Here is an 18,562-nt window from a genome sequence, read left to right as displayed (position 1 = left end):
TGCTGCCCCTCGCTCAGTCGTGACGGAAATCGCGTGAGACTCACGTCGTTCGTCTCACTGACTTTCGGCACTCCTTCGCTCCGCTCAGTCGTGCCGAAAACGCCGTGACTTCGCGTTGCTCGTCACGAGCTTCAGACAGATTTCGCTCCGCTCAATCGTGCCGAAAGCACCGAGTCATCGCTACGCGCTGCCGCGAGCTTCAGACAGATTTCGCTCCGCTCAATCGTGTCTGAAGCACCGCCGCCCGGTGAACACCATCGGCATCCCGCGCTCGTCGCAGGCGGCGACGACGTCCTCGTCGTTCACCGAGCCGCCGGGCTGGATGACCGCCTCGACGCCGGCGTCGGCGGCCTCCTCGACGCCGTCGGGGAAGGGGAAGAAGGCGTCAGACGCCATCACGGCCCCCTCCGCGCTCTTGCCCTCGGCGTCGGATTCGGCCTTCATCGCGGCCAGTTTGACGGCGTCGACGCGCGAGACCTGGCCCATCCCGACGCCGACGGTCTCGGTGCCGTCGGCGAACACGATGCCGTTCGACTTGACGTGCTTCAGCACCTTCCAGGCGAACAGCATCGTCTCCAGCTGTTCCTCGGTCGGCTCGGTCTCGGTGACGACCTCGATATCGTCGCGGGTGGGTGCCCAGAGGTCGCGTTCCTGGACGAGCCGCCCGCCGACGAGCGGCTTCTCCGTCAGCCGGTCCGTCCGGTCGTCCAGGTCTCCGACGTCGAGGACGCGGAGGTCGTCCTTCTCGCAGAGGACGTCGAGCGCGGCGTCCGTGTAGTCCGGCGCGACGACGACTTCCTTGAACGAGTCGACGATCTCCTCGGCCGTCGGGGCGTCGCAAGCGCGGTTCAGCGCGACGATACCGCCGAAGGCGCTCATCGGGTCGGTCGCGAGCGCGTCGGCGTAGGCGTCGGCGAGCGTGTCGGCCGTCGCACAGCCGGCCGGGTTCGTGTGTTTGATCACCGCCGCGGCCGGCTCGTCGAACTCCTTGATGAGGTTCAGCGCGGCGTCGGCGTCGTTGTAGTTGTTGTACGACAGCCCCTTCGCGCCCTCGTTCAGCTGCGGCGCGTCGACGACGCTCGCCTCCGCCGCGGCGGCGTCGGCGTAGACAGCGGCCTCCTGGTGTGGGTTTTCACCGTAGCGGAGTTCCGCGGACCGATCGTCGGAGATGACGCGCCGCTCTGGGAAGTCGCCGCCGTCGTCGCCGTCGACGGAGACCGTCAGCTCCGCGCTGCCATCGGTCGCCCGTTCGTCGACCTGCAGTCGGCCCTCGGCGTACCACCGGACGGCGCGCGGATACGCCGTGAATTCGGCGTCGTGGAGGACGCGGGCCTTCAGCGAGTCGGCGTCGTCGTCGGCGTAGACCGGGACCGATTCCTGGGTGACGATCGGTCCCGCGTCGACCTCTTCGGTGACGACGTGGACGGTGCACCCGGTCACGCTGACGCCGGCGTCGAGCACCTGCTCGTGGGCGTCCGTCCCGGGGAAGGCAGGAAGCAGCGAGGGATGGACGTTGAGCGTCGTCGGTGCCGCGTCGAGAAACGTCTCCGTGAGGACGCGCATATAGCCGTCCAGACAGACGAGGTCGAAGTCGTAACTCGACAGGGCGTCGAGGATCCGCCGCTCGTGGGACTCTCGTGATTCGTCGTCCTCCCGCTCGACGACCTCCGTCGGGATGCCGCGCTCCGTCGCCGCGTCGAGAACCGGCGCTCCCTCGTGGTTCGAGAGGACGACCGCGAGCTCCGTACCGCCGGGGCGTCTGTCGTCGATGTGTCGGAGATTGCGTCCGCGATTGCTCGCCAGGCCGGCAACCTTGGTCATACTCGTGGGCCCTCGCGCAGACAGTAAGTCAGTTGCGGTCTCGCCGACGGTGGTATGCACTATTGCGGATATATCTGGCGAGATCGACTGTTGCAGGCCCGCAAAATATGCACGGGAATGGGATACGTCCGCTTCGACCATCGACACGCTTTTTTAGCGCACACCGGAGAGTCCGCGTATGGACGATCTCTCCCGTTCCGATCCGCTCGCGGCGGTCTCGCCGCTCGACGGTCGGTACGCCGGTCGCACCGAACCGCTCGTCCCGTACGCGAGCGAGGCGGCGCTGATGCGGGCGCGGCTCCGCGTCGAGGTGGAGTACCTGCTCGCGCTGGCCGATCTCGACGCGGTCCCGCTGTCGCTCTCGGCGACCGAACGCGACGACCTCCGCGCGGTCGTCGACGGGTTCGACGGCGACGACGCCCGACTCATCAAGCGCCTGGAGACCGAGGGTGCCGAGGGATTCAGCGCGACCAACCACGACGTGAAGGCCGTCGAGTACTACCTGCGGACCGAGACCGACGAGCGCGTCCACCCGTGGATCCACTTCGGGCTCACCTCCGAGGACGTGAACAACCTCGCGCACCGTCTGCTCGCGAAGCCGGCCGTCGAGGCGGTCCTGCTGCCCGCGCTCGCTGCCGTCCGGGACGAACTCGTCGACCTCGCCCACGAGTACCGAAATACGCCGATGCTCGCGCGGACGCACGGCCAGCCAGCGACGCCGACGACGTTCGGCAAGGAGATGGCCGTCTACGCGGCGCGCCTCGGCACGACGATGGGCCGCGTCGTCGACGCCGCCGACGCCCTCTCGGGGAAGCTCGCCGGTGCGTCCGGGACGTACGCCGCCCACGTCGCGGCCTACCCCGACGTGGACTGGCGCGCGTTCGCCCGCTCGTTCGTCGCCGATCTGGGGCTCGAACACACCGCGCTCGCGACGCAGGTGAACCCCTGCGACGACCTCGCGGCGCTGTTCGACGCGCTCCGCGGCGTCAACAACGTCCTCATCGATCTCGATCGCGATGTCTGGCTGTACGTCTCTGACCGATACCTCGGCCAGGAGGCCGAGGCGGGCGAGACGGGTTCCTCGACGATGCCCCACAAGGTGAACCCGATCGACTTCGAGAACTCCGAGGGAAACCTCTTGAAGGCCAACTCGGACCTGACGTTCCTCGCCGACTACGTCACCACCTCGCGACTCCAGCGGGACCTCTCGGACTCGACGGTGAAGCGTAACGTCGGCGCGGCGTTCGCCCACTGTCTGATCGGTTACGGGAAGACCGAGGCCGGGCTGGGAAAAGTGGTCCCCAACGAGGTCGTGATGCGCGAGGAGCTCGAAGCGCGCCCGGAACTGATCGGCGAGGCGGTCCAGACGATCCTCCGACGCGAGGGCGACACCGAGGCCTACGAGCGGGTCAAGTCGCTCACGCGCGGCCGCGAGGTCACGCTCGAAGACTTCCGCGACCTCTTCGAGGACCTCGACGTCGACGAGTCCGTCAGAGCGGAACTCCGCTCGCTCTCGCCCGCGACGTACGTCGGCGTCGGCGACGAACTCGTCGACGAACTGGGCGAATGACGGCGAAACAATATTAACTCGAAATAAAATAAATCTTTTATCGACGCGACGGCTACGGGAGCGTATGCAAGCCATCGCAGTCGAACGCGGGTCCAACCGGCCGGTCGTCGTGGACGTCGAGCGGCCCGACCCCGCTCCCGGCGAAGCTCTCGTGCGGACGCTCCGCGTGGGCGTCGACGGGACCGACCACGAGGTCATCGCCGGGAGCCACGGCGGCCCGCCGGCGGGCGACGACCACCTCGTCCTCGGTCACGAGGCCGTCGGCGTCGTCGAGAACCCCGGCGACACGCGGTTCGCCGCGGGCGACGTCGTCGTCCCAACCGTTCGACGACCGCCGAACGGCCCCAACGAGTTCTTCCGGCGCGGCGAGCCCGATATGGCACCTGAGGGCGAGTACCACGAGCGCGGCATCGTGGGTAAACACGGATTCATGGCCGAGTACTTCACGAGTCCCGAAGAGCACCTGGTGTCAATTCCCGCCTCGATCGCGGAGCGGGGCTTTCTGGTCGAACCGCTCTCGGTCGCCGAGAAGGCGCTCGAACTCGCGACCGCCTCCCGCTCGTCGTTCGCGTGGGAGCCGGAATCCGCGATCGTCCTCGGAAACGGGAGCCTCGGGCTGCTGACGCTCGCGATGCTTCGCGAGCGCGCCGACTACGATCGCCTCTACTGCCTCGGCCGTCGCGACCGCCCGGATCCGACGATCGACATCATCGAGGACCTGGGCGCGACGTACGTCGACTCTCGCGAAACGCCGGTCTCCGAACTCGCGACCGCACACGAGCCGATGGACTTCGTCTTCGAGGCGACGGGCTATGCGAAACACGCCTTCCAGACGATCGAGGCGCTCGCGCCGAACGGCGTCGGGGCGCTCCTCGGCGTCCCCGAACCCTGGGAGTTCGAGATCGACGGCGGCGCGCTCCACAAGGAGTTCGTGTTGCACAACAAGGCGCTCGTCGGCAGCGTCAACTCGAACGTCCGGCACTTCGAGGCGGCCGCGGAGACGCTCTTAGACCTCCCCGAGTGGTTCTACGACGCGCTGATCACCGGCGTCCACGATCTGGACAGCTTCGAGACGGCGTTCGACGACGACGACACCACTATAAAAACCGCCGTCCAATTCAGCGCGTATGAAGAACGTCGATGACCTCATTTCGAGCGCATCCGAACTCGCCGAACGCGGCCTGTCGAAAGGCGAGATCGCGGACGAACTGAACGTCTCTCGGGAGACGGCGAGTTGGCTCGTCGAACGCAGCGGATCGAACAGCTACGAGAGCGACCCCGCACCGGTCGGACGCACCGGCGACGAGAGCAGCGGTCCACACGACATTCACGTGGACTGGAGCGCCATCGGCCGCGATTCGAGCCGGCTGACCTACGTCGGTCGAGCGATGGCCGACCTTCTGATGAAGGAGGGCGAGGAGGTCGATCTGACGATCGGCATCGAGAAGGCCGGCGCGCCGCTCGCGACGACCGTCTCGATGGAACTCGATACCGACCTCGGTTCCTACGCCCCCGCGAAGCACCAGTGGGAGGAGGGCGACATCGAGGACCTGGGCGGGTCGTTCTCGCGGAACTTCGCCCAGATCAGGGACCGGGAGTGCTACGTCGTCGACGACACCATCACGTCGGGAACGACGATGCGGGAGACGATCGACTCGATCCGCGAGGAGGGGGGTGACCCCGTCGCCTGCGTCGTCGTCGTCGACAAACAGGGCGTCGACGAGATCGAAGGCGTGCCGGTGTACTCGCTCATCGACGTCGTCCGGGTCGGCAGCGACTGATCGGTCCCGAGTGCGAGCGGCAGTAGGGCGCGTCGTGGCCCGGCCCGCGCCGACGCAACCCATTTCACCGACGACCGCCTATGGGCCGCTATGACGTTTCAGCCCGGGACGGACCTGAGCGAAGACGAGGTACGAGCGCGCGTCGACGACGCGATCGAATCGAACGACGTCGTGCTGTTTATGAAGGGAAACCGGTTGATGCCGCAGTGCGGGTACTCCCAGCGCGCGGTGAACCTCATCTCCCAGTACGTCGACGAGTTCGAGACGATCGACGTCCTGCCCGCGCTCGATCAGTACCGGAGCGCGCTCGAATCCCACAGCGGCTGGGAAACGATCCCACAGACGTTCGTCGACGGCGAGTTCGTCGGCGGTAGCGACATCCTGGCGGAACTCGACGAGCGGGGCGAACTGGACGAAACACTGCGGACGTAACCGCGCACAGACCCGATCGAACGGCGGAAACGAAGATCTGATAGGCGATTCCGGTACGGCCGCTGGTGCGGCGCTACGATTCCTACTCTGGCCGCAGTCGCGAATCAAAGAGTAGACCCTATAAGGCCCCGGTGCCTACCACTACACAGGTACCGACGTCGCGCCGCGTCCGTCTCGTACGGGTACCACTCAAAAACTAACTATGTCAGGCCGCGTATACCGACTTCACTCGACACTGGAACTGCCCCTCGAAGAGGTCGAAGAGTACCTGAACGGTGACCCGGACCTGCCGCCCGAGGTCACGGACGTCGAGGTGACTCGCCGGAACAACACGCTCATTCTGAAGGCCGTCGCGGCCGAGGACAACCTGAGCAAATACACCCCGACGGCGCAGTTGAAAGCGAGCATCACGGAGAACCGGGTGTACGAAGAGGAACCCCCCCGAGCGGGCGCACCCCGCTGGGAAGAGGAGGAGGAGGAGATCCCTTCCGAACTCGTCGAGTTCGCCTGCTTCAAGGGCGACCGCGAGACCGTCCTCCAGAACACCGCGCTGCAGTACCCGATGTTCCTGGTCCTGCGGGAGATCGCACTCCTCGCAGAGAAGGGGACGCTCACCGCGATCACCGAGGTCGACGGGGAACTCACGGCCCACCGGATCGTCGAGGGCGAGGAGCGCCCGGCGAGCATCGAGGTCGTCGAGAACCCCTCGAAGAACGACAACGGCTCGGGCGGCGTGAACTGGCGGGACAACAAGTTCATCAGCGACTGAGAACCGACGGGACGAGAATCGGCCGAACGGCCCGTTCTCGAAGGCGCTTCAGCGACGATCCTGCTTGTACGGCGCGGCCGCGACGGTCGCGCGGATTTCGGCCGCCTCGTGGCGCTCGACGCTCTTGTTTCCGCTGCCGTCGGCCTCGCCCCACGTGAGCGTGACCTCCGTGCCTGGGTCGGCGTACTCGGTGTCGACCAGGGCGAGCGACAGCATCTCGCGGTGGTTGTAGAGGTAGCTCATCCACTTGGAGACGCCGACGACCTCGCCGTCTTTCGTGACCTCGTCGTAGTGACACGCCGACGAACGCGGGACGGGCATATCCATAAACTTCTTCGTCTCGCCCTCGCGGAACAGCGAGGCGTAGACGTCGACGACGTCCTCGTCGTTCCAGACGAGCGTGACCTTCTTCCGCTCGGGGTCGTCGATCTCGGCTTCGAGCGCTTCCCGTCCGACGAAGTCGTGGTCGAAGTCGATGATGTGATCGTAGCCGACCTCGATCGGCGTGACGTAGTAGTCCTCGATGTCCTCGGAGTCGTAGCTCCCGCCGATCGAGATGAGGCCGCGCCGAAGCGAGAGCCACTCTCTGAAGTCCCGCATCTCCTCGCCGGTGTAGATCGCGGGGACCGGAAGCGGAAGCCACCCCAGGACGGTGTTCGCGCTCTGGTAGCTCTTCGAGCCGAGCCGACGGACGTCGTACGCCTCGCCGGCGTCGAGGATCGCCTCCCGGACCGCGTCGGCGTCGTCCCACTCGCCCCAGAACTCGAAGCCCGCTTCGCCGGCCATCCCGTGTCGCAGGAGGTAGGCGTCGCTGCCGCCGATGGACACCTCCTCGAAGCGGAAGAAGCCCAACTCCGGGATCGACCCGTCGATGGCTTCCTCCATCGTCGCGACCGCGTCGGGGCCCTGTACCTGATAGCGGAAGTTGTTGGGGTCGTCCCCCGTGCCGACCGGACGCGGCTGATACGCCGTTTCGACGTCGTAATCGCCCGTTTCGGCCTGATACAGCAGCCAGTTGTGAGCCGCCGCGGCACCGACGCTCAAGAAGGAGTCCTCGGCCTCCCGGAAGAGGATGGCGTCGCCGACGAGGTAGCCGTCGGGGTTGGCGACGACGAGCTGTTTGGCCTGCCCGACGTCGAACTGCTGGAAGTCGTTGACGGCGTACTTCGAGTAGAGGTCGATCGCCGCGGCGCCGTCGATCCGCAAGTCGGTCATGTGATACGACTGGTCCGCGAACGCGACGCCCTCCTGCCACGCCCGCTGCTCCTCGATCCAGTTGGTGAACTCGTCCGGCAGATCGGTGAATCGCGCGAGCCCGAGATCGCGGAGCAGTTCCACGGGGCTCTCCGCGGAATCGAGCGCGTCTTGTAGCGTGCTGTCTGGCATATGTACGTCCGGTAGTCGGCGGAGAACGACATAATCTTTTATTATGAGGACGGTCCCCCGTGCTCCCGCTCTCGGGGAAACATTCACTTCGCTTCCGGGGGTTGTACCGGATATGCACGGGACGAACCGGGGGCGATCGACCGATGAGTGAGGTAGAGACGGACGTCCGTGCGTACACGCTCCGACTGGAGTTAGTCGACGAACCGGGCGAACTCCTCCGTTCGCTCCGCCCGATCGCGGACAACGGCGGCAATCTGCTGTCGATCTTTCACGAGCGCGGTAACGTCACACCCCGCGGGCACATCCCCGTCGAAGTCGACGTGGAAGCGACGCCCGACCGCTTCGAGAGAATCATCGACGGCCTCCGCGACGCCGGGATCAACGTCATCCAGGCCGGGACAGAGCGCTACAGCGAAGGCCTCACCGTCATCCTCTCGGGCCACGTCATCGACACCGACCTGTCGGACACCCTCTCGCGGATTCAGGAGTCGGCGAACGCGACCGTGACCGACCTATCGGTCGCCGCACCGGACGGGCCGTCGAACGTGTCGAGCGCGCGTATCGACATCGCCGCCGAGCGCGGGGCCACCGAGGCAGTCCTCGGAAAAATACGGGACGTCGCCGCCGAGAAGAACCTCCGCGTCGTCGAACCGCTCACGGGCGGTTCGGGGGCCTGACTCGTCTCGCGATCCGTGCTTTCGATCGCCGGTCAGTTCGGCAGCGTCAGTTCTGAGGGGACGGTGACGTCGTCTTCGATGGCGTCGATCCGCTCCAGGCTCGTCCCGTCGACCCGCGTGGCCTCGATGAGGGCTCTGAGTTTCCCCAGCGGAATCTGTCCGGGCGCGTACTCGTCGTGGTCGTCCAAAAGCGGCGCGTATCCGAGCTTCGAGCCGTAGATGTGGCCGATCGCTCGGGTGTGGCTTCCGATCTCTCCCATTGCGATTCCGGCGGCGTCGATGCCCTTCTGCGTCGCTTCGTGCAGCGCGCCGAGCAACACGAGCGTGTCGGAGAGGTCAGTCGGGTACGTGGCCACCTTCGCGATGTCTCCGTAGTGCGCGCACTGGTCGATTATAGCCGCGAGAACCTCTCTATCCGGCGTCGCGTCGAAATCGTGGTGCGAGATGATCAGCCGAACGTCGTTGCCGCGAAACTCCTCGAGGATCCACTCTTTCGCCCGCGCCGTTTCGAGTTCGATGTCGACGTACGCGACGCTCTCGAAGCGGGACGCGGCGAAAAGCGTGTCCAGGCGCCCGGTGTCTCTCGCCTTTCCGCCGAACCACTGATTGCGGTTCGTCGCGACGATCGGCAGCTCGCCGTCGTAGGACTCCAGCTGCTCGATGGGGTTGTCGGCTTTGTCCATCCGAAACTCGACGAGGTCCGCCGCCTCCCGGGCGTCTTGCTCTCGTGTCAGATCGTTTGTCGTTGCCGCGAGAGCGAAGCCGTCGGTCTTCATTGGTAATCTGTAGCACTCAGGCAATGATAAATGTGGTTATCGATCGGTTGCTCCCCCGCTGCGTGCTCCGGTACGACCGCCGCCGAGGAGCGTCGGACGCCGACACCCAACCGACGCCGACAACGACGCTCAACCGACGCCGACATAGTACGTCGACCCGCCGCGAACACCTACCTTAGCGCGATTCGTCGCTAGCGGTGTCTTTTACCTCTCCCGCGCCGAGCGTTCGGTCATGATCGACCGAACGAGGGGGCGAACGGACGATGCTCTCCACGAACTGGCGCTGGATGCGGTCGAGGCGGGGATTCGCGCCGCGCACCCGACCGAGGTACTGCGGAGAGCGCTCTCGCTGGACGGCGAAACGCTGTGCGTCCACGAGTCGCGATACGACCTGAACGACTACGATTCGGTGGTCGTTCTCGGCGGCGGCAACGCCGCGGGCCAGGTCGCGGGCGTCCTCTCTGAGCTACTCGGCGACCGGCTCTCCGGCGGCGTCGTCGTGACGGACGATCCGGTCCCGGCGGGTCCGGTAGACTCGGTCACCGGGACGCATCCGGTCCCGAGCGAGGCCAACGTCGCGGGAGCGGAACGCGTCGTAGCGGCCGCACGAGAAGCCGACGAGCGGACGCTCGCACTGGTCGCGATCACCGGCGGCGGGAGTGCACTGCTGGCCGCCCCGGCGGAGGGAATCCCGCTCGCGGATCTCCGCGACCTGACCGAGGGGCTGCTCCGGTCGGGCGCCCCGATCGATCAGATCAACGCCGTTCGAAAGCACGTCTCGTCGATCAAGGGGGGACTGCTCGCTCGCGAACTCGCGCCCGCGACGACAGTCGGATTGATATTCAGCGACGTCAGCGGCGGCGACGTCTCGGTCGTCGCGAGCGGGCCGCTCTCACCGGATCCGACGACGTACGCCGACGCCCTCGACGTCCTCGCGGAGTACGAGATCGACGCCCCCGAGACGGTCGTTCGCCGCCTCGAACGCGGCGCGGCGGGCGACCTCGACGACACACCAGGCGAGGCCGATCCGGCCTTCGACACCGTCTCCACGCACGTCGTCGCCGACAACTTCACCGCGATCGCGGCCGCGCGGGAAGTCTGCGCCGACGCCGGATTCGAACCGCTCGTCCTCTCCTCCTCGGTTCGCGGGGAGGCCCGGGAGGCTGCACTCACGCACGTCGCGGTCGCCGAGGAGAGCCGCGCCACGGGAAATCCCGTCTCACCGCCCGCTGCGGTTCTTTCCGGCGGCGAGACGACGGTCACGATCCGCGGCGACGGTACCGGGGGTCCGAACCAGGAGTTTACCCTGAGCGCGGCGACCGAACTCCCCGAGGGAACCGTCCTCTGCGCCGTCGACACTGACGGGATCGACGGCCCCACCGACGCCGCCGGCGCGTTGGTCGACGCCGCGACCGTCGACGACCTCCGGGAGGCGCGCGCGAAATTAAAAGAAAACGATGTCTACGACTACCTCGACGAGCGCGACGCGCTCGTGTTCACCGGACAGACGGGTACGAACGTCAACGATCTCCGTCTCTTGCTCGTGCCCGAGTGAGCCGGTCCGGGACGCTCGGACCGGCGACCCCGCACTCACTCCACTCCGGCGTCGCGAAGCGCCGAGTGCGGCAGCGGCTCGCCCTCGATCCCGGCTTCGGTACAGGCGGCCACCATCTCGGCCATCCGGTTTCGGGTTCCGGTGCTGGCGCTCCCGATGTGCGGGGTGACGACCAGTCGCTCCGGCGCGTGTCGGAACAGAGGATGGTCCGCCGGCAGGGGCTCGGGGTCGGTGACGTCGAGTCCGGCGCGGGCGATCTCGCCCCGGTCGAGCGCCTCGTCGAGCGCGTCGGTGTCGACGACCTCGCCGCGACTCGTGTTGAGTAGGATCGCGTCTTCGGCCATCCGTCCGAGTTCCGCCTCGCCGATGAGTCCCTCGGTCGCCTCCGTCAACGGCACGTGTAGCGAGACGAAGTCGCTCTCGGCGAGCAGTTGCTGCCGCTCCACGTAGGTCGCTTCGACGCCGAACGATGCGAGTTCGTCCTCACGGGCCGGCTTCCGAGAGGGGCCGCTGTAGAGCACGTCCATCTCGAATCCCGCGGCCCGTTTGGCCGTCGCGGTCCCGATCTTGCCGAGGCCGACGATGCCGAGCGTCGCGTCGTGGACGTCCGGACCCGTGAGAAGCGTCGGCCCCCACGTCTCCCACTCGTCGGCGGCCACGTGGGCGTGGCCCTCCACAGTCCGGCGCGCGCAGGTCAGCAACAGCGCCCACGCGAGATCTGCAGTCGTTTCCGTGAGTACCCCCGGCGTGTGTCCGACGGCGATACCGCGCTCGGCCGCCGCAGTCAGGTCGATATGGTCGTAGCCGACGGAGAAGGTGCTGACCACCGAGAGGTCGGGTGAGGCGTCCAGTACCGTCGCGTCGACGTCCTCGGAGAGCAGGCAGACGAGTCCCTCCGCGTCCAGTTCTTCGAGCCGCGAGACGATGTGGTCTTTCGACGGCGGGAGCGTCTCGTCCCGGACGACGACGTCGTATCGGTCTCGGAGCTGATCGAGGCCGGCTGCGGGAATCGCCCGGGTCACGTAGACGGTCGGCTGTTCCGTCATTGGCGTTCACTCCGTTCCGTTCCCGCATAGTCTTTCGGAGCGGGTCGCGCCGGACTGACCGGGGCTATCGATCCCAAAAGGCATTTATCAGCCTGTAATTACATATAATTACACGATGTCAGACGAGTTCCCCGACTACCTCGACGTCGACTACACCGACGGCGAGGGCGAGACGCCCGCGGACTACCCGACGATCCAGGACAAGATCGAGAAGGCCATCGAGGTCACGAAGCGCGGCCTCGAACAGTACCGTAATCCGGCAGTGATGTGGACCGGCGGCAAGGACTCGACGCTCACGCTGTACTTCATCAAGGAGGTCGCCGAGAAGTACGACCTCGAGACCCCGCCCGCGGTCTTCATCGACCACTACCAGCACTTCGACGAGATCCACGACTTCGTCGACCACTGGGCCGAGAAGTGGGACCTCGAGGTCATCTACGCCCGCAACGAGGACGTCGGTGCGTACGTCGAGGAACACGACCTCGAACCCGGCGACGACATCTCCGTCTCGGAACTCTCCGAGCACAACCAGCACCACATCCGAGACCTGCTGGAGTACGAGGAGGACACCTTCCCGTTCCTGCTCGACACCTACGTCGGCAACCACCTCCTGAAGACGGTCGCGCTCAACGACGCCCTCGAAGAGTACGACGTCGACGGCGTCATCTCGGGCGTCCGCTGGGACGAACAGGAGGCCCGCGCCGACGAGACGTTCTTCTCGCCGCGGCACGACCCCGACATCTATCCGCCGCACGACCGCATTCAGCCCATCCTCCAGTTCGACGAGGCCTCCGTCTGGGAGGCGTTCTGGAACTTCGTGGTCCCGGACACCGTCGAGGGTTACCCCGAGGACGGCTACGTCCCGACGAGCGCCGACGACCTGCCGAACGGACTCACGATGGCGGACATCCCGGTGTCGCCGAAGTACTTCGCGGGCTTCCGCTCGCTCGGCAGCGAGGTCTCGACCGACAAGACCACCGAGGAACCCGCCTGGCTACAGGACATGGCGAACACGACCGAGCGCGCGGGCCGCGCCCAGGACAAAGAGGACCTGATGGAGCGCCTGCGCGACCTCGGCTATATGTAAACTCCGGCGAGCGCGACCGCCCTCTCGCGGGGGAGATCGGTCCGCTACTGCGCCGGCGCGTCGGCGTCGGATTCGACGTCGACCCGCTCGTGAATCGGACCCTCGCGGCGCTTGAGGTGCCGCGGCGTCCGCTCGTTCGAGACCGCGAGCACCTCGGCGACGATGCTGTGGGCGATCTGGAACGGCGACCCGCCCCCGAGGTCGAGACCGACCGGCGTGTACACCGACGACAGCGTCTCTTCTCCGAAGCGCCGGCCGTCGTCCTCGAAGGCATCGAGCATCCGATCGAACCGCTCGCGGGGTCCCATCACCCCGACGTAGGGAACGCCGGCGTCCAGCAGGGATTCGACGGTCAACTGATCGTCGACGAAGTTGTGCGTCATCACGACCGCGTACGTCCGCTCGTCGAGGTCGAGGTCGTCACCGACGGTGGCCGGCGACGTGGTCACGGTCCGGTCGGCGTCGGGGAACCGCTCGTCGAGGTCGACCGCGCCGCGGAACCCCACGACGGTCACGCGGAAGTCGTTCTTCGACGCCAACTCCGTGACCGGCCGCACGTCGTGGCCCGTGCCGAAGACGACCAACTCGTCCGGCGCGGCGAGTCCGTCGACGAACACCGTCAGCTCGTCCGCGCCGTCCGGGAGGGAAACGGTCCCCGCCTTCCCCCGGGCGGCGAGTTCGGCCGCCGGACCCGACAGCGCGTCGACCGGCCAGCCGGTCGCTTCCGATCCGTCGGGGGACTCAAGGGTACCCTCGTCCGGGTAGTAGTAGACGCGGTCGCCCCGCTCGAACCGTTCGCCGCCGTCGAGGACGGTGACGACGGCCACGTCGCGCCCGCCGAAGAACGCCTCGACCGCGGGGCGGTAGGTCTCAGTCAGGGGTTCGAGCAGGACCTCGATGACGCCGTTGCAGCCGACGCCGAGCCCCCACACGTCCTCGTCGTCGTCGTTCATCAGGTCGTACGTGACCAGTTCGGTCTCCCCGGTCTCCCGCACGCGATCCCCGACCGCGAGCAGTTCGTCTTCGAGGCAGCCGGCGGTGATGCTGCCGACGCCCGACCCGCCCTCGTCGAGGAGCATCTTCGCCCCCGGTCGACGGTAGGCGTTCCCTTCCACGTCGACGATCGTCGCCAGGACGTCGGTTCGATCACCGTCGAGTCGGTCACGGATCTGCTGTACGACTTCCGTCTCGGGAACGCTCCAGTTGCTCTGTGTCATATCGGTTATGTAGTAAGATCCTCGGCTGCGTCGGTCGCGTCGATTCGAATCCCCGACGGCGTCGCTCGGGCGGTATACACCTTTCGCAGCCCCGCGTCGTGCAGGTCGGTGCCGCAGGCCCCCTGCCGTAGTGCCGCACTGACTCCGTCGGCGTCGGTCACCGTGGCGCCAGCGACGACGTCGACGCCCGCCTCGAACAGCGGGTCGGGGAGGAACGATGCCGTCGCGCCGATCACCACGACCGTCGCCGAGGCCGGTGCCGCGTCGAGGTACGCCTCGACGCCGCCGTAGATGAACGCCGACCCGGTCACGAAGACGACGTCCGCGTCGTTCATCGCGGCGGCGGCCTCGTCGGGGGTGAACGCCCGGACGCGGACGCCGTCGGGGTCCGGGACCTCCTCGATCCGCTCGCGTTCGATCACGCGGACCTCGACGCCGTCGAACTTCCGAAACGCGGGGGTGAACAGCCCGACGGTCGCGATTCGTTCGACGTCGTCCGACAGCAACGCCATCGGGTCGCCCGGCCGCCAGTCGACGAGCGGTGCCGACAGCGCGTTCATCGTCGCGATCGCGAGCGCCCGTCGCCCGCGATCGGCGGTCGATTCACCGGCTTCCTGCGCCGTCGCCGCCGACAACAACGACTCGACGCTCCGATCGGCCGTCGGCATCGACTCGGCCGTCGAGAGCGATTCGCCCGACGGCCGATGCGCCAGGCCGGCCGTCGACGACTCCCCGTCGATCAGTTCGACGAGGACCGCCGCGTCGCCGACGGTGATCCGATCGACTCTCGTCGCGTCCGTGACGTGGGGTCGGAGACGATCGCGAGCCGTCGCGAGGAAGTCGCTCACGACGGGTCACCTCCGGTGTCGGCCCCGGACTTCTCGGCGCGACGGGAATCGTACTCGTACCCGACCGTTCCGCCGAGCCCACGCTGTTCGATCTGTCGCGCCGCCTCCGCGAGGTCCCCCGGATCGGCGAACCCGAACAGGGCGTCGACGTACGGTACGCTCGTCGACATCCCGCGGGATCGCGGTTCGAACGCCGGCGAGACGGCCAGCGGATTGAGCCAGACGAGCGCGCCCCCGCGATCCGCGAGCCAGGTGACGCCGTCGGCCAGCACGTCCGGGTCCCCGACGTCGAGGCCGTCGCTGACGACCACGACGACGGTCCGGCGGTCGACGGCGTAGGGGTGCTCGCGGCGGAGCGTCGCGAACGCCTCGCCGATCTTCGTCCCGCCGCCCCACTCGACCTCTGCCTCTTTCAGCGCCGCCGCCGGGTCGCCGTCGCCGCGTTCGAACTGCTCGGTGACGTCGACGAGGTCCGTGTCGAAGAGGAACACGCCGGCGTCGCGGGCGCTGTCGTGCAACCGGTCGGCGAACGCCAGGAGCACGCTCCGGTCGACGGTATCGAGGACGGAGCCGCTCACGTCGACCAGGAGACAGCACCGCAGCTCGCTCGGCCTGGGTCGGGAGGCGGGCAGTTCCATCGGCGCGCCGCCGGTCGCCAGACTCGCGCGCAGCGCCCGTCTGGCCTCCACCCGGTCGCCGGTCGAAGACGGCTGGCGGCGACGGCCCGGAACCGTCGATAGCGCGTCGACGAAGCGGTCGATGGCGACCGTCTCGGCCGGCGTCAACCGCGCCGCGTCGACGTCGACGCGCTCGCGCCCGCCGACGGCGCTGTATCGGCGCGCGTCGCTCTCGCCGGTCGACTCCGGCCTGTCGCCCGTCGCGTGCCGGCGCTCCGTCGGGATCCGGACCTCGACTGCCCCGCCGCCGCCGTCGGTGTCGTCGACGTCCGGCGGTTCCGCGTCCTCCAACACGCCGGGTTCCGCGCCGTCGGTCTCGGGGTCGGTGGCGTCCGCCGACTCACCGACCTCGTTGGCCTCGTCGTCGCCGGCCGTCGGCCCGTCGTGGTCGGTCGCGACGGCGCTCAACCCGGACCGAAGCCGGTGCCAGAAGGTCGGGAACGCGGACTCGAAGGCGTCGGCGTCGGCCGGATCGGAGAGGAAGGTCGCCCGGAGCGCGTCCTCGACGCGGTCGCGGTCGCCGAGGCCGACGACCGAGAGCGCCCGCGCGGCCGCCAGCGTGTCGCTGGGGGGCACGGAGACGTTCTCCCTCCGGAGCTTCGCGGCGAGTCTGACCAGTTCGATCAGGACGTGTCGCCGCGCCGCCCGGAAGTCCGGGACGCCCTCGGACGTCGCGTCGGCCGGGACGCCCCCGTCGGACGCCGTCGCGGCCGTCCCCTCGCTCGCGTCCGACTCCTCGGCCGCGGCCGGCTCCGCCGGGTCCCCTGCGTTCGCGTTCATCGTCGATCAGGCTTCGATGCGGTCCTCGGCGGCCGCTGCGGCCGCCTGTAGCTGTTCGAGCAACGCGGTGTCGATCCGGTCGAAGTCCTCGGCCTCCTTGAGCAGACAGCCGAGCGTTCGCTCGATTTCGCCCGTCGAGAGCGGTCGGTCCTCCTCGTCGCGTCGCAGTTGCGCCACGGCCCGGGCCCAATCGAGCGTCTCGGCGACGCCGGGGCGTTTGAGGAACGCCTCCTCCCTGAGACGGCTGACGACCGCACACACCTCCGCGGCGACGGCCGCGTCGAGTTCCGGGACCTTCCGCCGAACGATCTCGTACTCGTCCTCGAAGTCGGGGGGTTCGACGTGGAGGTACAGACACCGACGCTTCAGCGCGTCCGACAGCCCCCGCGTGCGGTTCGACGTGAGCACGACGATCGGTGGCTGGTCGGCCGAGACGGTCCCGAACTCCGGAATCGAGACCTGAAAGTCCGAGAGCAGTTCGAGCAGGAACGCCTCGAACTCCTCGTCCGCGCGGTCGATCTCGTCGACGAGCAGCACGGGAGGGGCGTCGCCGGCGGTGAGCGCACGGAGCAGGGGCCGTTCGAGCAGGTACTCCTCGTCGAAGACCGAGCGACGCTTCGCCACCTCCTCCGACGCGGAACCGCTGCTTGCTGAGTCGACCGTTCCGGCGGCCGCCGAATCGCCCGCGACCGTCCCCTCGTCGGCCTGCACCGCGAGCAACTGCTTCGTGTAGTTCCACTCGTAGAGCGCGTTCTCGGCGGTCAGCCCCTCGTAGCACTGCAGTCGGATGAGCTCCGTGTCGAACGCGCTCGCGAGGACTTTCCCGAGTTCGGTCTTGCCGCTCCCCGGCGGCCCCTCGACGAGCAGCGGTCTGCCGAGCGTCAGCGCGAGGTGAACGGTCGTGACCGTCCGGTCGTCCGCGACGTAGGCCTCGGCTCGGAAGCGGTCTTCGAGATCCGACGTCGACAGCGACGCGAACGCGGTGCGGGTCACGCTGCCTCCCCGCGCTCCAGGTACGATTCCGGCTCCTCGCGGAACGAGTCCGCACAGCCCGCACAGCAGAAGTAGTACGTCTCCCCGTCGTGGTCGACGGCCGGCGCCGTCTCCGGATCGGCCGTCATCCCGCAGACGGGGTCGGTGGCGAGGTCGGCCGCCCCAGTTCCGTCTTCGGTCGCGTCGCTTTCCGCTGGTTCTCCGGCGGCCGATTCGGCCCCGCTCGACTCCGACTCAGTCCCCTCTGCTGATTGCTGCGCTTCGGCCGCCGGTCGCCGTGCGCTCCCGGCGTTCGCTCGCGCGTCGACGACTTCCGCGAGGATGCTCACGGCGATTTCGGTCGGCGTGTACGCCTCGATGTCGACGCCGGCGGGGTTCGTCACGACCGCTCGGACCCGCTCGGGATCCGTCTCGAGCAGTTCCGCCGCCCGTTCGATCACCTCGCCGCTCCGCGCGTCACTGGCGACGAGGCCGACGTACGCGGCGTCGGCCGCGACGCCGGCGGCGACCCCGCGGGCGTCGTACTTGCCCATCGAGGCGACCACGACGAGCGGCGACCGGCCGACGGCCTCGACGACGGCATCGGGATCGGTTGTCGTGACGACTCGGTCCGCGTCGTGGTCGTCGCCGGCGTCCGGATCGACGAGGACGACGTCGACGGCCAGTTCGCCCGCGAGTCGCGAGAGCGACCGCGCGACCGGCGAGTCGCCGACGACGAGCAGTTCCGGCGTCGGGTTCACCGGTTCGACGAACAGTTCCAGGACGCCCTCGCTGTGACAGTGCATCGGGAACGCCTCCAGCCCCGGCCGGTCGATCTCGTCGGGATCGGGCGCGATGCCGACGAATCGGGGCTTCCCGTCGTCCATCGCGGCTTTCGCCTCGCTGATCGCGGTCGTCTGCGCGCACGCCGCGCCGCCGATCCAGCCGTGAAGTTCGCCGTCCCGCGTCACGACGGCGCGGTCGCCGACGTTCGCCGACACCGGCGGCTCCCGGCGGACGATCGTCACTCGGGCGTAGGGTTCGCCTCGATCCGTGAGCGCTGCCTCCAACTCGGCGACGTCGCCGTCGCTGACGGTCGCTCGATGCGGCGGATCGTCGATCGAAGCGCGTGAATCGTTCCCCGTCATTGTCGATGTGTCCACGTCGG

17 protein-coding genes are annotated in these 18,562 nt (G+C 67.9%); 8 read left to right on the top strand and 9 right to left on the bottom strand.

Annotation, left to right across the window (positions count from 1 at the left end; all coding sequences use genetic code 11):
- Positions 1-219: 219 nt before the first annotated feature.
- Positions 220-1,821, bottom strand: coding sequence for a bifunctional phosphoribosylaminoimidazolecarboxamide formyltransferase/IMP cyclohydrolase (gene purH / locus NO360_RS10765; RefSeq protein WP_256307809.1), 1,602 nt, complete (start codon positions 1,819-1,821; stop codon positions 220-222).
- A 178-nt stretch (positions 1,822-1,999) separates the two neighbouring features.
- Between purH and purB the strand changes: the two genes are divergently transcribed.
- From purB to NO360_RS10740, 5 genes are all read left to right on the top strand, one after another.
- Positions 2,000-3,391 carry an adenylosuccinate lyase gene (gene purB, locus NO360_RS10760; protein WP_256307808.1) on the top strand — a complete coding sequence of 464 codons (1,392 nt, stop codon included), beginning with the start codon at positions 2,000-2,002 and terminating at the stop codon, positions 3,389-3,391.
- A 64-nt stretch (positions 3,392-3,455) separates the two neighbouring features.
- A complete protein-coding gene (locus NO360_RS10755) occupies positions 3,456-4,535 on the top strand; it encodes a glucose 1-dehydrogenase (protein ID WP_256307807.1) in 1,080 nt (359 codons plus the stop codon).
- A complete protein-coding gene (gene gfcR / locus NO360_RS10750; protein WP_256307806.1) occupies positions 4,519-5,172 on the top strand; it encodes a transcriptional regulator GfcR in 654 nt (217 codons plus the stop codon). Before NO360_RS10755 ends, gfcR begins: the two co-directional genes overlap by 17 nt.
- Positions 5,173-5,262: 90 nt before the next feature.
- A complete protein-coding gene (locus NO360_RS10745; protein WP_256307805.1) occupies positions 5,263-5,604 on the top strand; it encodes a glutaredoxin family protein in 342 nt (113 codons plus the stop codon).
- A gap of 202 nt (positions 5,605-5,806) precedes the next feature.
- Positions 5,807-6,373, top strand: coding sequence for a DUF7110 family protein (locus tag NO360_RS10740; RefSeq protein WP_256307804.1), 567 nt, complete (start codon positions 5,807-5,809; stop codon positions 6,371-6,373).
- Between the two features lie 48 nt (positions 6,374-6,421).
- On the opposite strand, the gene NO360_RS10735 is transcribed toward NO360_RS10740, so the two are convergent.
- On the bottom strand, positions 6,422-7,759 hold the full coding sequence (locus NO360_RS10735; RefSeq protein WP_256307803.1) for a hypothetical protein: 1,338 nt from the start codon (positions 7,757-7,759) through the stop codon (positions 6,422-6,424).
- Positions 7,760-7,902: 143 nt separating this feature from the next.
- Here NO360_RS10735 and NO360_RS10730 point away from each other — a divergent pair, with 143 nt between their 5' ends.
- Entirely contained in the window at positions 7,903-8,436 is a 534-nt protein-coding gene (locus tag NO360_RS10730; protein WP_256307802.1) for an NADH-quinone oxidoreductase subunit E, read from the top strand.
- Positions 8,437-8,468: 32 nt separating this feature from the next.
- Here the strand turns inward: NO360_RS10730 and NO360_RS10725 are convergent, their stop codons facing one another.
- Positions 8,469-9,119 carry a type I 3-dehydroquinate dehydratase gene (locus tag NO360_RS10725; RefSeq protein ID WP_390281785.1) on the bottom strand — a complete coding sequence of 217 codons (651 nt, stop codon included), beginning with the start codon at positions 9,117-9,119 and terminating at the stop codon, positions 8,469-8,471.
- A 325-nt stretch (positions 9,120-9,444) separates the two neighbouring features.
- Here NO360_RS10725 and NO360_RS10720 point away from each other — a divergent pair, with 325 nt between their 5' ends.
- A complete protein-coding gene (locus tag NO360_RS10720; protein ID WP_256307800.1) occupies positions 9,445-10,767 on the top strand; it encodes a glycerate kinase type-2 family protein in 1,323 nt (440 codons plus the stop codon).
- Positions 10,768-10,802: 35 nt separating this feature from the next.
- Here NO360_RS10720 and NO360_RS10715 read toward each other — a convergent pair whose 3' ends face one another.
- A complete protein-coding gene (locus NO360_RS10715; RefSeq protein WP_256307799.1) occupies positions 10,803-11,813 on the bottom strand; it encodes a 2-hydroxyacid dehydrogenase in 1,011 nt (336 codons plus the stop codon).
- A gap of 115 nt (positions 11,814-11,928) precedes the next feature.
- Here NO360_RS10715 and NO360_RS10710 point away from each other — a divergent pair, with 115 nt between their 5' ends.
- Entirely contained in the window at positions 11,929-12,900 is a 972-nt protein-coding gene (locus NO360_RS10710) for a phosphoadenosine phosphosulfate reductase family protein (protein WP_256307798.1), read from the top strand.
- Between the two features lie 44 nt (positions 12,901-12,944).
- Here NO360_RS10710 and NO360_RS10705 read toward each other — a convergent pair whose 3' ends face one another.
- The 5 genes from NO360_RS10705 to NO360_RS10685 are packed head-to-tail and all read right to left on the bottom strand — an operon-like array spanning position 12,945 to position 18,542.
- Positions 12,945-14,117 carry an XdhC family protein gene (locus tag NO360_RS10705; protein ID WP_256307797.1) on the bottom strand — a complete coding sequence of 391 codons (1,173 nt, stop codon included), beginning with the start codon at positions 14,115-14,117 and terminating at the stop codon, positions 12,945-12,947.
- Between the two features lie 5 nt (positions 14,118-14,122).
- Entirely contained in the window at positions 14,123-14,965 is an 843-nt protein-coding gene (locus NO360_RS18965; protein ID WP_256307796.1) for a Rossmann-like domain-containing protein, read from the bottom strand.
- Positions 14,962-16,422: a VWA domain-containing protein gene (locus tag NO360_RS10695; RefSeq protein ID WP_256307795.1), complete on the bottom strand. Its 1,461-nt coding sequence runs from the start codon at positions 16,420-16,422 to the stop codon at positions 14,962-14,964. Before NO360_RS10695 ends, NO360_RS18965 begins: the two co-directional genes overlap by 4 nt.
- A gap of 6 nt (positions 16,423-16,428) precedes the next feature.
- The gene (locus NO360_RS10690; protein WP_256307794.1) at positions 16,429-17,415 is read right to left on the bottom strand and encodes an AAA family ATPase; all 987 of its coding nucleotides are present in this window, start codon (positions 17,413-17,415) and stop codon (positions 16,429-16,431) included.
- Positions 17,412-18,542, bottom strand: coding sequence for an XdhC family protein (locus tag NO360_RS10685; protein WP_256307793.1), 1,131 nt, complete (start codon positions 18,540-18,542; stop codon positions 17,412-17,414). Before NO360_RS10685 ends, NO360_RS10690 begins: the two co-directional genes overlap by 4 nt.
- Positions 18,543-18,562 lie beyond the last annotated feature (20 nt).

The sequence above is a fragment of the Halobellus litoreus genome (genome assembly GCF_024464595.1).
GTDB classification, from domain to species: domain Archaea; phylum Halobacteriota; class Halobacteria; order Halobacteriales; family Haloferacaceae; genus Haloquadratum; species Haloquadratum litoreum.
The sequence above is the reverse complement of the archived record's forward strand: the minus strand, read 5'-3'. Positions and strand labels throughout refer to the sequence as shown.

What these genes read in the sequence shown, in the direction of transcription:
- purH (WP_256307809.1), bottom strand. Translation starts at nt 1,821, where the DNA reads ATGACCAAGGTTGCCGGCCTGGCGAGCAATCGCGGACGCAATCTCCGA.
- purB (WP_256307808.1), top strand. Translation starts at nt 2,000, where the DNA reads ATGGACGATCTCTCCCGTTCCGATCCGCTCGCGGCGGTCTCGCCGCTC.
- NO360_RS10755 (WP_256307807.1), top strand. Translation starts at nt 3,456, where the DNA reads ATGCAAGCCATCGCAGTCGAACGCGGGTCCAACCGGCCGGTCGTCGTG.
- gfcR (WP_256307806.1), top strand. Translation starts at nt 4,519, where the DNA reads ATGAAGAACGTCGATGACCTCATTTCGAGCGCATCCGAACTCGCCGAA.
- NO360_RS10745 (WP_256307805.1), top strand. Translation starts at nt 5,263, where the DNA reads ATGACGTTTCAGCCCGGGACGGACCTGAGCGAAGACGAGGTACGAGCG.
- NO360_RS10740 (WP_256307804.1), top strand. Translation starts at nt 5,807, where the DNA reads ATGTCAGGCCGCGTATACCGACTTCACTCGACACTGGAACTGCCCCTC.
- NO360_RS10735 (WP_256307803.1), bottom strand. Translation starts at nt 7,759, where the DNA reads ATGCCAGACAGCACGCTACAAGACGCGCTCGATTCCGCGGAGAGCCCC.
- NO360_RS10730 (WP_256307802.1), top strand. Translation starts at nt 7,903, where the DNA reads ATGAGTGAGGTAGAGACGGACGTCCGTGCGTACACGCTCCGACTGGAG.
- NO360_RS10725 (WP_390281785.1), bottom strand. Translation starts at nt 9,119, where the DNA reads ATGGACAAAGCCGACAACCCCATCGAGCAGCTGGAGTCCTACGACGGC.
- NO360_RS10720 (WP_256307800.1), top strand. Translation starts at nt 9,445, where the DNA reads ATGATCGACCGAACGAGGGGGCGAACGGACGATGCTCTCCACGAACTG.
- NO360_RS10715 (WP_256307799.1), bottom strand. Translation starts at nt 11,813, where the DNA reads ATGACGGAACAGCCGACCGTCTACGTGACCCGGGCGATTCCCGCAGCC.
- NO360_RS10710 (WP_256307798.1), top strand. Translation starts at nt 11,929, where the DNA reads ATGTCAGACGAGTTCCCCGACTACCTCGACGTCGACTACACCGACGGC.
- NO360_RS10705 (WP_256307797.1), bottom strand. Translation starts at nt 14,117, where the DNA reads ATGACACAGAGCAACTGGAGCGTTCCCGAGACGGAAGTCGTACAGCAG.
- NO360_RS10695 (WP_256307795.1), bottom strand. Translation starts at nt 16,422, where the DNA reads ATGAACGCGAACGCAGGGGACCCGGCGGAGCCGGCCGCGGCCGAGGAG.
- NO360_RS10685 (WP_256307793.1), bottom strand. Translation starts at nt 18,542, where the DNA reads ATGACGGGGAACGATTCACGCGCTTCGATCGACGATCCGCCGCATCGA.